At 34.8% G+C, this 12,012-nt stretch carries 15 protein-coding genes; all 15 read right to left on the bottom strand.

Going from position 1 to position 12,012, the window contains the following annotated elements; translation table 11 throughout:
- Positions 1 to 55 precede the first annotated feature (55 nt).
- Entirely contained in the window at positions 56 to 358 is a 303-nt protein-coding gene (locus IGL31_RS13200) for a hypothetical protein (protein ID WP_002295662.1), read from the bottom strand.
- 17 nt (positions 359 to 375) lie between these two features.
- Positions 376 to 618 (bottom strand): DUF5415 family protein, encoded by a 243-nt coding sequence (locus IGL31_RS13195; protein WP_002305229.1) that lies wholly within the window; start codon positions 616 to 618, stop codon positions 376 to 378.
- The gene (locus tag IGL31_RS13190) at positions 615 to 1,079 is read right to left on the bottom strand and encodes a hypothetical protein (RefSeq protein WP_025477173.1); all 465 of its coding nucleotides are present in this window, start codon (positions 1,077 to 1,079) and stop codon (positions 615 to 617) included. Before IGL31_RS13190 ends, IGL31_RS13195 begins: the two co-directional genes overlap by 4 nt.
- Positions 1,080 to 1,105: 26 nt before the next feature.
- Positions 1,106 to 3,196: an isopeptide-forming domain-containing fimbrial protein gene (locus IGL31_RS13185; protein WP_002313101.1), complete on the bottom strand. Its 2,091-nt coding sequence runs from the start codon at positions 3,194 to 3,196 to the stop codon at positions 1,106 to 1,108.
- The gene (locus IGL31_RS13180) at positions 3,193 to 3,453 is read right to left on the bottom strand and encodes a hypothetical protein (RefSeq protein WP_002293489.1); all 261 of its coding nucleotides are present in this window, start codon (positions 3,451 to 3,453) and stop codon (positions 3,193 to 3,195) included. The genes IGL31_RS13185 and IGL31_RS13180 overlap by 4 nt, the downstream gene beginning before the upstream one ends.
- 12 nt (positions 3,454 to 3,465) lie before the next feature.
- Positions 3,466 to 4,227, bottom strand: a complete 762-nt coding sequence (locus tag IGL31_RS13175) for a pilin N-terminal domain-containing protein (protein WP_086300303.1) — start codon at positions 4,225 to 4,227, stop codon at positions 3,466 to 3,468.
- Between the two features lie 15 nt (positions 4,228 to 4,242).
- Positions 4,243 to 4,995, bottom strand: coding sequence for a class C sortase (locus IGL31_RS13170; RefSeq protein ID WP_002313097.1), 753 nt, complete (start codon positions 4,993 to 4,995; stop codon positions 4,243 to 4,245).
- Between the two features lie 14 nt (positions 4,996 to 5,009).
- On the bottom strand, positions 5,010 to 6,989 hold the full coding sequence (locus IGL31_RS13165; protein ID WP_002322484.1) for a pilin N-terminal domain-containing protein: 1,980 nt from the start codon (positions 6,987 to 6,989) through the stop codon (positions 5,010 to 5,012).
- A gap of 52 nt (positions 6,990 to 7,041) precedes the next feature.
- A complete protein-coding gene (locus IGL31_RS13160; protein WP_002313095.1) occupies positions 7,042 to 7,713 on the bottom strand; it encodes a class A sortase in 672 nt (223 codons plus the stop codon).
- Positions 7,714 to 7,798: 85 nt separating this feature from the next.
- Positions 7,799 to 8,038 carry a hypothetical protein gene (locus IGL31_RS13155; protein ID WP_002313093.1) on the bottom strand — a complete coding sequence of 80 codons (240 nt, stop codon included), beginning with the start codon at positions 8,036 to 8,038 and terminating at the stop codon, positions 7,799 to 7,801.
- Positions 8,039 to 8,104: 66 nt separating this feature from the next.
- Entirely contained in the window at positions 8,105 to 8,338 is a 234-nt protein-coding gene (locus IGL31_RS13150; protein ID WP_002311524.1) for a hypothetical protein, read from the bottom strand.
- A 191-nt stretch (positions 8,339 to 8,529) separates the two neighbouring features.
- Positions 8,530 to 8,820 (bottom strand): hypothetical protein, encoded by a 291-nt coding sequence (locus IGL31_RS13145; protein ID WP_002311523.1) that lies wholly within the window; start codon positions 8,818 to 8,820, stop codon positions 8,530 to 8,532.
- A gap of 18 nt (positions 8,821 to 8,838) precedes the next feature.
- Complete coding sequence (locus IGL31_RS13140; protein ID WP_002311521.1) at positions 8,839 to 9,180, bottom strand: DUF5406 family protein; 342 nt, start codon at positions 9,178 to 9,180, stop codon at positions 8,839 to 8,841.
- A gap of 618 nt (positions 9,181 to 9,798) precedes the next feature.
- The gene (gene traE / locus IGL31_RS13135; protein WP_002322486.1) at positions 9,799 to 10,131 is read right to left on the bottom strand and encodes a type IV conjugative transfer system protein TraE; all 333 of its coding nucleotides are present in this window, start codon (positions 10,129 to 10,131) and stop codon (positions 9,799 to 9,801) included.
- 840 nt (positions 10,132 to 10,971) lie between these two features.
- Positions 10,972 to 12,012 carry a replication initiator protein A gene (locus tag IGL31_RS13130; RefSeq protein WP_002322487.1) on the bottom strand — a complete coding sequence of 347 codons (1,041 nt, stop codon included), beginning with the start codon at positions 12,010 to 12,012 and terminating at the stop codon, positions 10,972 to 10,974.

Here is a 12,012-nt window from a genome sequence, read left to right as displayed (position 1 = left end):
CATAAAAAAGGAGTAAAAAGTATCGACTACTTCTTACTCCTACTTTTTTACTTTCTTATAATCCTTGAGGTGTTTGTCCAAACAATCCAAATAACGAAACCACAATAGAAGCTGCTGCTAAAATAACTCCTACCCCCATCAATACATAGCCTACGTGCATCTTCCCATTTTCAGCTCCTCTTCGTCCAAATAGGAAGAAAAGACCCCCAATAACAATGGAAGCAACGGCCGCAGCAGCAGCAAAAATCATCAGATTGTTTTTTAAACTAGTTGCGGCAGTTTGTAATGCTCTAAAAATATCAACCGCAGCTACTACTTTCGGTTGTGTTAAAAAATTCATTGTAATTGATTCAAACATAAAATTGTTCGCTCCTTTTAGTGTTTAATAATTTCATCGAAAACAAGCTTTTCACGTTCACGTTGATAGATATATCCTTCTAAGTCCTTGTCTTTTCCCCGTAATAGGTCAAATTGTGCTTTTTCAAGGACTTCTTGTTTCCACTGTGTTTCAGATACACCGCGGCGTTCTAAGATTTTAGACGCGGCTTTTTCAAATGGCGTTTTAGCTTTTGCCACTGTGATTCCTCCTTCAGGACAAATAAAAAGACTAGCAATCACTCGCTAGTCTTTTGTAACTTATATTTATTGGATTGTGATCCATCGTGAATCAATTTCTCTTTCGTTCGCTTTTCATCCTTGCTAGATCCAAGAAAAATTATTTTTTTTACGCCATTCTTCTCATAGGGAACAACAATAAATAAAGAATCAGATTTGTTTATAAATTCCCTAACACTAGCTGAATCTACTATTTTGTATCTTTCTAAACCTTTATAGTCTTTTTGCCTCTTGACTGTTATTTGTACAGGATCTGGATGCCATACACTCTCAGAGTATTCCCAGGTAGTCTCGTCTATAATTTTCAAATTATAAACAAGACCACCTACTTCTTCTTTCCACATAGTTCCTGATTTCAATACGCCATTATCTTGATTAGTTTGTTTATTTTTTTCATTACTACATCCGACTAAAATAACAATCATGGCAATCAAGGAAGTAACTACTATTATTAACTTTTTCATTTTATTCATTCTTTCGTTTTTTTATTTTAAATGTATCTCAGAACCGCATAACTAAAAGTTGCTAACACAAGTAATAGTAAGCTGACCGCTGAAATCGTTACTAAATGTGTAGAACCTGTTTTAGGAACAATGACCTGTGGCAAGTTAGGATCAACCCCAATTGTCACAACATTTGTTTTATTAGAAACATTATCTACTGCTACTACGGCTTGGTTATCAATATTTTTTTCTGATTGTAATGGAGTTTTAGCTGTAAATATCAGCTGAATTTCTCGTCCATCTAAAAGATTGTTACTTAAGAAGTCAGCGGAAGCTTCCCACTTCAGCGTTCTTGAATTGCTATCATAAGTTAGTGTGCCTTCAGAAGTAATATCTTTTCCTTTACTCTTATCTATTACTTGCGCAGAAACTTCTTTATATGTCAAACGAGCTTCAATTGGATCTTGAATACTAAATTGTTTGTAGTGATCTGACGCAGCGTCTACGCCTTTTGTGTGCCATTTTTGTGTGACTAGATATTGTACTTCAGATCCTGCGTTTAAAGGAGCTGTCGGCGTACCCTTCTTACCGTCATTTCGTCCGTTTACATCTTTTCCATTTTGTTGTACCTCTTTCACTGGAATTTTAGGGAAATAAACGGTAATGATATTTGTATCCTTTTCTACTTTATTAATGATCGACGTTCCCTGATTTTTGGCTACACTATTTTGATTGGCCAATTCATTGACTTTTACATTGATCACTAATTCGTAAGTTTCGCCGTTATACTTCATTCGATTTTTTAATGTATCAGCTTTCGCTGCATATTTTACCTGGTGTTTTGTTTTGTCATAGGTCACTTCACCAGATACATCGAATTTTTTATTTGTACCACTTTCAACGTGTGCATCGACGTAATTTACTTCTTTTGGTAAATTATCGATTAACTCAAATCGATCGTAAACCGCTAGTAAATCCACTCCTAATCGATTCACCTTCTGTTTGATTCGATATTGAATCGTGTCTCCTACTTGCAACATTTTATCGTTCACGTTATTTCCATTTTTATCAACCCCTGTTTTTTCAGGTTGATCAGGAACAACACTAAAGATTGTCGCAGAAGATAAAGTAAACCAGGTTTGAACATTAGAAGAACCAATCACAAACGTCGGATTTGCTTCAGATATTTTAAAGGACACAGTACCTTGACCAAACTTCGGATCTCCTAATTTATCATGCAAATTATTGAAATCATTATCCGCTTGTGTCAGCTTAGAGCTTCCTCCTGAGTGGCCACCTACCACGTTCAGATTGTTGTAGAAAGATTTAAATTCTGAAAGAACCGTATCTTTTCTGACATACCAATCTGTCGTATTCATTTTGTCATAGTGGGCATATTCTCCTTTAAGATCCGTGCTTTTTCCTCCTGCAGGGTTCAAAGAGTTAAAACTGATAAATGTATCTCCTGAAAATTGAACGGGGCTACCGTCCTCATATGTGGCTACTAGCTGCACATTCATTTGTGTTGAATGGTAAACAATTCCTGAGAAAAGATTGTCTGAGATCCAAAGTACTGTTCTTTTTTTAGATTTACTCATTGCACCATTCGTATTTTTATAGCCATCGTCTCGAAAATGAGTTTTTGTATAGTTGTTATCTAGTAGATTCCACGGCAACGTATCCGAGTATAAGTGAATATTAGATAGAACTAGCTTGATATTGACTTTTTTCCCGTTATACGTACCGATTTTTCCATAGCCAATATTGACTTTGGTGTTGGTTGTTACGCCTTCTAAAACAAGGTTTGTTTCACCGTATTCTTTTTGGAAAGAAGGATAGCGTATATTTTTGTTTCCCTCCACTAATCCTACGTAGTCGTCTGTAAAACCACCTTTGTTGGCATCAACATGATATTTGTAAACTTTTGACGCTCCGTTTACAGTAATATTTGTTTTTGCATTAGGAACATCTTTTGGAATAATAAAATTATTCTTTACGTTCTGGATTGGATTTGACGGATCGACAATAACTTTTTCAGCAAAGACATTGGCTGTTTTTAACCCAAACAATGTACCTAACATCATCATTATGGGAAAAACATATTTTAACCGTCTTGTCCACGAGTGTTTAAAATTCATCCCTTCATCCCCTCTTTTTTATAAATGACTAGTGAAATTCCGACAATAACGATCAAATTGATCGTAGTAAATAATGGATTCCTAATGAGCTTTTCCATAATATCTAGCGGCATGGAAGCAGCTGGTATGTTTAAAATCCTCATTAGGTATAGTTGGTAGCTTGGTAAAATAGATAATTGAGAAAATAATAAACCGCAGTACAAAAAGACTGCGGTTAAACAAGAAAGATTGAATAATAATAATTTGATCAGTTTCATCTTATTTCTTCCTTAATCTCTAGAAAACAAGTGAGTAACAAAATCCCAACAATTCTCAAAGAAGTTTTTCTTTACACCAGTAGAAACGATTTTTTTTACTTCTTCTTTAGGTTGCGAAGCTTCTGATTTAGGATAAATCCACACATCCTTTAAGAATTCATCGTTTTTATCAGAAACAGGTGTTAATAGCAAAATATCCTCGCTATTAGAAATGTTTTCAGGACTTGATTCATTGACAATATAATAAGCTTGTTTCTGATTTGCCTGTACTTCTATCGAGAATTCAAAGACACCTGTTTGTTGATCAATTGTCTTTGTTTCTCCATTAGAAACTAGCTTCAATTGATCACTGAATAGTTTTTTCACTCGATCTTTTAATTGGGATTCAATTTGGTCAGTAGTGAGATCCTTAACATCCATCTTTTGTAAAATGTCCGATACATCATAAACAGAAAACTTCGCGCCATTTACTCCTTCTTGTTTTTCAAGTTTTTGCCCCTGGTTGTCTAATTGTTCGGAAGAAATAATTTTTTGAACGTGAATGGTCTGTTTGACTATTTGATCGTCTTCAGCAATTTTCAGTTCTTCTGAAGAATCAACTGTTGACGAATCGACGGTTTCATCGCTGCTTTGAATCGTGCTGCTATCTGACGTTTGGATTGTTTGTTCTGTGCTATCCGTGCTTTCTTGTCTGTCTGCAAACGTCAACTGTGTGTAGGCAGTGAAAGAAAAAAGAGCGGCTGCACAAACAAATAGCCATTTTCTATTTCTCATGTTGGTTACCCTCCTTTATTTTTTCTTTTTATAAACAAATAGCGAACCAATGATCATGACTGAAAGAAAAACAGTACTTCCTAAAAGCCATTTCCAAGATAATTTTTGTTGCTTATTTTCTTCATCTTTTAATTCTGATTTTGTAAAGGTTACTCGCTTCCCATACACTAGAAAACGGTGTGTGTTGATCCCCTTAGGCGTACATGTCATTAGCGTTACTCGATCTTCATTGGGATTTGGTTCTAAGTAAGTGACAAAGTTTCTTTGTAGTTCGTCTTTTTGCACTTCCTCAATCCGATCGATTTGATAAGCGTGCTGCTCACCATCAACTTTGATATAAAACTTTTCTCCCTTTTTTACTGAAGGTAAATCATCAAAAAGATTATCTTTATAAAGTCCACTATGACCTGCGATTAAAGGATTTTTACCGTTTCCTCCTGTAATATCACCAGTTCCTTCCGTAATACCTACACCATTTTCTAAAATTTTGTCGGACGTTCCGTCATAAATTGGTAGTTTTAAAGAAATACTTGGAATTGTAAGAATACCAACAGGATCGCCTAACTCAATCTTAGCAACATCCAAAGAAGAATCCGTTTCTGCTGCCGTTCCTGTTCGATCGATTGCGGCAATCTGCTGATTTTGTTGGTATTTCGCCACGCTCGCTTCAGCAGGCATCAAAAGTAAGACACCTACAGCTGAAAGTAACCAGAAAGCAATGATCCATTTACCCATGATTCGCTTTTTCTTAGGCTTCCTGATAATCATTGGTTTTGATCCTTCTAGGCTTTCTTCTTAAAGTAAACAACTGCAGAAAGTGCCCCTGCTCCTAGCAACAAGCAAGAGATTAATACATACGTTTGAAAACCGTTGCTACCGGTCATTGGTACGGAAGCTTTTTGATTGTTTTTGATCGTAATTCGGTTTTCTTCTTTGTATGAATCTTTGTCTACTTTGAAAGAGATCTCTTTCGTTAATTTTTGATAGTTTTCAGGCGCTTTTGTTTCTTCCAGTGAATATTCACCTTCAGTTAAACCAGTGATTTCAAAGTGACCTTCTTTATCTGATTTTAGGATCGCTGCATTTGCTACATCGTCTACCCATACTGCTTCTTTGACACCGTTTTTATCCGTATCAACTAATCCACCATAATATTTTCCTTCTGCGTTTTTAGCAGCAAATTCTGCGCTTTCAAGCGGTGTTGCTTTGATTCCTGTTCCAAATAGTCCGCTATCGACTTTTAAGAATTTTGCACCATAAGTCACAACGTCAGCTTTCGTTTTTTCGTGGTGTTCTTCCTGATTAAATGGATTGTTGTTATAAACGAAATCCACGCTATTTGTTAATGGATTGGCAACAGCTGCGCTGTCATTTACATACATGTTATAAGTCATTTGAAGATCTTGTCCGTGTAAACTTGCTACAGTATCACTTACTTGGCCATTATTCACGATAAAATCGATCACAAAGCCATTTTCTGAATTTTGGATTTTATAATCTGTATTTTCTTTTAATACCACAGATCCATCTTTATTTGTTACTTTGATATTTGCTTTAGCAGCGACATAAGAAAGTCCTTGTCCTGCTGTATCCCCCCATTTAAATACACTGTAAGGAGAAGTTTCGCTTTTCACTCCGTTTACTGTGATACCGTCTGCTCCGCCTGCAATGTCTGTTGGGATATGAATCGTTCCTTGATAATTTACTGCGTCACCAATTTGGAAAGAATGTTCTTGTCCTGTTCCATTTGTTACTGTTTTATCGATCACTGGTGCTTTATAGTTTACGTATGAAGCTTTTAAGTCACTTGTCACGCCATCATTCGTAATTTCAAAGGTTAATTTATTGTGCGCATCGTTGCGAGCGTCTGCGCCTAATAAATATTGATCGGCTGTTGGTTCTTTATCTGATCCCACTACAACTTCTGAAGGAACTTCCACAAAATAGTATTTTCCTAACGTCAAATCAGTAGCAGTCAGCTTTCCTTGATCATCCGATACAAGATCTCCTAATTTTGTTCCTTTTCCAGGTTCGCCCTTGTATAACTCAAATTTTGCCCCTTTTAAAGGTGTTTGTTTGCTTTGAGCTGTGCCATCGTCACCAAATTTCGTTAATTCAAAACTCAACTTAGAAACAATATTTTTAGGATATAAGTGAATGTCTTTTAAAAAACCTGAACCTGTATTATCAGTCATTGGCGCAATCACAACCATTGGTTTTGCTTTTTGTGTGACTAATCCAGCAGCGGATTTACTTTCATAAACCACATATACATTCCCTTTGGAATTGTTGACATAGGCTGGTTGATCAGCAAAAGTAATCTCACCATTTTCATCTACAGCTGAAGTAATTTTGTTGGTTGCATTCTTGACGTACTCACTGTTAGATCCCTTGTCTTCTACATCTTTAACGATTTCGTCCACTTTCGCGTTGGTTAGATCAGAATCTTCCCTCGGTAATACTTGATCCGTAATATTTCCTAACGTAAACTCAACATCACCATAATCTGCCTTGTTGTATTTCGTTACACCCGTAGGATATTGATCGTGCGTATAACCATCGTTTTTGATCCCGTCAACATCAACATTCAATTGCGTTCCTTGATCATACATTAATTTATGAACCGTGATATTGACCTTCTCTGGTGGCGTTTTTTGCGTGACATCTTCTGCATATGCTCGATATCCCTGAAAGCAGCCTGCAATGATTCCTAACATTCCAACAAGCATTCCAGCTTTTTTTACATACCGATTTATTGCCATTTTTTACTCTCCTCGTTTCATATTTCAACGACTCACGTTGATTAAAACCTTGTTATTGTAGCTCTCCCTGTACCACGTATCTTTCTTTTCCTTGTGACGTATAAACACAAGTAAACAACGTTAATAAGGGTTTCTCTCCTTTCTTTGGTAAAGACAAGAAAGAGTTCTCTTCAGGAACGCCATCGATTAATTTAAAGTACTCAGGTACGATAAATTTACGCGTTACCTTGTAACGATAGACGCCATCGTTACTAACTAAGTCCATCACCTCCCCTAGTGACAACTTTTGAATATCAGAAAATAAAACACCTGGAATTTCCATGTTATGACCTGCTAGAACATAGTTTCCTTTGCGCATTTCGGCATCCTCATAAAAATAAGTAGCCGCACCAAGACTCAATGTGTATTGATTTGCACCTTTAAAAATCGGCAATGTTAAACCAAGCGCAGGAATCTGAATTTGTGCAAAGGCTTGTTTATTGACGCCCATTTCGATTGCTTCTTTTTGTATGGACAACATTTGTCCCAAAGACATATCATTATTAACGTTCGTTGCATCCTCCTTATAACTCTTTGCATGTTCATTGATTTGATCTATGGGCATCTTTTTTTCTATATTTTGCTTAAACACCTCTCCTTCATGTTTTTGGTAGCTAACATAGCCAAACACACTGCAAAAGACGATTAAAGCGACTCCTAAAAAACCAAATAACCATTTTTTCATCCATCTGCCTCCTTTCAGACAAAACAAAAAAACTTTTTCTCATTTCCATAGAAAAAGTTTTAAAAATGAATTCTATTAATGAATGTCATGAGACTTCTAACAATAGTTGACAATTAGAACTTTTTTTCACATAAGTTCGTCTCAACTGTTCAAAGTTTTTCATTGAACCTAACAAACAAGCTTTCTCTTTTCCTGTTAACTGCATATCATTGATATATTGCGCGACAGATAATCTTTTAAGGTGTTTTTGTTTCATTGTTTTTAGTAACTTTTCTTCCATTTCTTTCGACACTTTTTTTCTATTTTCGATTTCTTTACAATTCATGAGTTTTCCTTCCTTTCATTATTTTTATCAAAATAAAAAAGCCTATGTACGCCATACGCTTTGGTCTTACTTCTTCAATTTTTTTCGTCTAATAACTGGACGTGCTGGTTTTAAATCTTTTATTCCGTTATGCTCTCTCCAATAGTCGAATTCTTTTCGTAATCTTTCTTTTTCCATATCTGTTCCTTTAGATAGGGCTTTGAATACATCTTTAGGTGAATAACCACGAGCTAACAGCTGTACATACCTTCCTTTTGTCAAAGTATCCATATCCATCGCATCTAAAACTGGTCGCGCCATCTAATTTTCCTCCTAAATAAATTCCTTACTCAATGCCTAAGGTAATACTACCTTTTTATTAATCGCCGTGATTCCTTCTAATCCTTTATCTGTAAAATCTAATTTGTATGGTTATTTTCCTAAGTAATTGGTCTGAGAATCATTACCTAATTTCTTTTTACTTTGAAAAAAATTATAGAATCTTGGATCTATTAAACCAATGTAGAATCAATGCTTAATACACAAGATTTTTGTTCATCAATAATTGTAAAAATGTCTTTTGTAGCTTCCTCCATACCGATTGGTTGTAACGTTTCTTCACTAATTTTTTTCGCATCCTCTTGAATTGCTTCATTTCGATTTAACTCATGCAAACATCGAATAAATTCTTCACGATTTTCGATATCTGTTACTACTTGTTCATACAATTCTGCACATTCTTCTTCATTCTTTGCTGCGATTAACGCATAATAGTATGGTGATTTTACTTCGAAAAATTTCATAATTTATTCCTCCAGTTTTTATTCTTCTTTATCCGCTACAAATTCAATGATTTCAACGCTGACAATATAATCACTCAAATATGACCAAGTATCTTCAACAGATAATTCGTCTCCATTATCATTCATAAGCGTCATTTTAAACCATTCATTACCTTCATCATCTTCAGGTAGCAAGCCGAATCCAATTGGATTATCAGTCAATGTTTGATCGTATAAATCATCCTCGTTTAATGCTAAAACATCTAATCCTTTACAATTTCCGCCTCTTCTAAACGTCACAAAACCTTTGTAATCCCAACGTTGGAAAGAAACCTTAATAGTATGTGTGCCCAATCGTATATTCGGATCATAATTTTTCATTTGTCATTCCTCCATTACGTAAATTTCATTTTCTCTATGTTTTATATCAATTTTTTCACTTTATTCAGGACTCGTTCATATTTTATCGTTTTTCGTTTACTTAAAAATACATAAAAAATATCGACTCGTTTATGGCGTCCGAAACGAGAAACCCTAGTAGACAGCGGTAAATGCTCGATTGACCCAATGACCAACGTCCTCGCAAGTATCTACATGTACTGCAGCACACGACACAATTTCTTGTGCGTCCTCCCCATTACGAGAAGACCTACTCCTTATTCCATGAGTTTGCGTCAAAGCCTAGATCCCTTAGTAGCTGCTCATGATTAATCTAGGCGCTATTCTAACTTGTCTAACCTCTAAATTCCCTCTTGTTTACTCTGTGTATATTATTTACACAAATTCATTTCACCACTATCCAAACAAGCGCATTTACTCGATTGACCAATTTTTTACGTTACCAATCGTAAAAATCTACCCCGTCACTCCCCGAAGGAAATTGTTGATAGATCAAGTCTACTCCTTATTTTTCTAATGATTCTAAGTTCTTTTAGAAGTCTCGACAATATTTTCAAGCAAGCGAAAAACGATAAAATACAAGTTATGAGAATGATCAATTCAGCTGATTAAACGCCCCATCCCTTTTGCGGTACAACGCAAGACTCCATTTTTTCTTCGACCAATCAGTACACCGTTTTGGTCATAAACATGTTTGATTGTTGGATATAGCTCTTTTAAGGGGATAGGATCTTTTAAAATTATTTGCTTTTGTTTCCCAATGTAATAAATCATTTCCTCTGAGACTTTGTCTTTCTGGATTATATATTTCTTACACTGCACAACGGTTTTACTTTGGCCAGTTGATAGTTTCTTCGTGATTTTCTCTGTAGCGGTACACCGTTTACCGTAGTGACAAATATCTTTGAGACTCAAAATTCCTGTATATGACATAAAATAAACCACCCAATTTCTTTAAATATTTTTAACAAGTTTTTCTTGTTATTTTTCAAAAATAGAGAATTGATTTTCGTTCATGACAAACAAAAAAGAGGGAACGCATCCAAACATGCGTTCCCTCTAATTTCAGCGTTCGTCATACGGCAAAGAGCCACACGGACATTTTTATAACATTATGCTTAGGCATAGATTCATCGTAATATCACGTATTTTTAACCTTAACACAGCCAAAAAAAGTGGTATCACTTTTGAATATCTGTTATACTAAATCCATTGCGGGTAATACCGTAACACTGAAAGGTTAACGCATTAAGGGCCAAATCTTAATGCCGTGTATGAACGCTGACGAAGGTTACCAGCCTTCCGAGTTCATACCGCCTTTCTTTTTTTTTGTATTTTCAATTGTCCAAATTTATCGTCCAAAAGTGCAGAACGAAAATCAATTCATCACAGGCATAGCAGACAATTAAATTTAAAACAACTAAATTTATACAAAAAAATGTAAGCGAATAATATTCGTATTGCCTGAAAAGAAGTAATATCAAGATTTTTAGTTTGTTTAAATAATGAAATTATCTCTCTTCGCGTATTATTATAACTCAAAAAAAAGGAGTATGCAAACATACGTTCCCTTTTTTATATTTGAAATTAATTATTTCTTTTAACACTTATGACGTAAAAGGCTACGTTTGTGATTTTTATCATAATATTTTAACTTATAAATTCTATTAAAATAGCTATTATTTTGTAATATTCGTAATATAATTAGAATAATAAAAAATTTTTAACTTTAATGTTACTCCATGAAGCAACAATCACTTTGTCAGTAAAGTTTCACTCTAACCAGTCTTTCGTAATAGTGCTTGGGGAGCTTTCAGAATTCAAACGTTTTTCACTTGATACTTTAGCAGCTATTGGTTTTTCGATAAACCAATTTTTTACATAGACAAAAATCAGGTTCTGGATATTTTCGACTTTTTCGGTTTTTAATTTTTGATAGGCTTTTAACAGTGTCGTGTATAATTCTTGTTCTGCATTGACATAATAACTATCGAGTTCTTCAAAAACTATCGAAATACCACTTTCTATTTCAGCTTTTTTCTTTGCATTATGAATAGTCTGGACGGTTTTTTGAGCTTCACTGTAACTTGAAGAAAATGTTTTTATCAAATTTAATACTCGTTCAGGGACAAACGTAGCAATGCTGTCGTTTGTCATAATTGTCTCAAAATTGTCTAACAACAATTGATCTTGTAGGCGGTCTTTTTCAGTGTCTATATTGTGTCTATTAGTGTCTAATATATTATTATTAAGTTCTGGTATGATTTTCATACCCTCTGATTTATCAACGTTTTGGCACGGTATGATTTTCATACCCTCTTGAGCCCCAAGGGATTCAGCGTCTGATTTTTCGTCGAGGGTGGGTATGATTTTCATACCCTCTGATTTATCAACATTTTCCCTATTCTCTCTATCAAATTTTTCGAGTAAGTAGATATCATTTTCTGAGACTTTTAATTCTGCTAGATATAGTCTATTAGGATTATTTTTCCCTAACTGTTTGTTAAATCCCATCTGCTTTTGTAATAATAAACCAAAGGATTCCAACTCTTTTTTGATTGCTATCGCTTTTTGTTTTTGGCAGTTTAATACGCTACATAGTTCATTTGTCGTATAAGTAAAATAAACATTACCTTCTTCATCGATTTGCCGTTTGCTGATTGCGATCTCTAATCTTGCTTTTAAAAGCATATAGGCAATCTTAGTTGAATCTTTCATTTTTTTGTATTCGTCAGAAACAATAAAGACTTTTGGAAATTGATAAAATAATTCGTTGTAAACTCTATCCGCCTTAAAAAAATTAAAATCAGTCAT

Source organism: Enterococcus sp. MSG3290 (genome assembly GCF_050555565.1).
Classification (GTDB): Bacteria; Bacillota; Bacilli; order Lactobacillales; family Enterococcaceae; genus Enterococcus_B; species Enterococcus_B faecium.
This window is presented reverse-complemented; position numbering and strand designations above follow the sequence as displayed.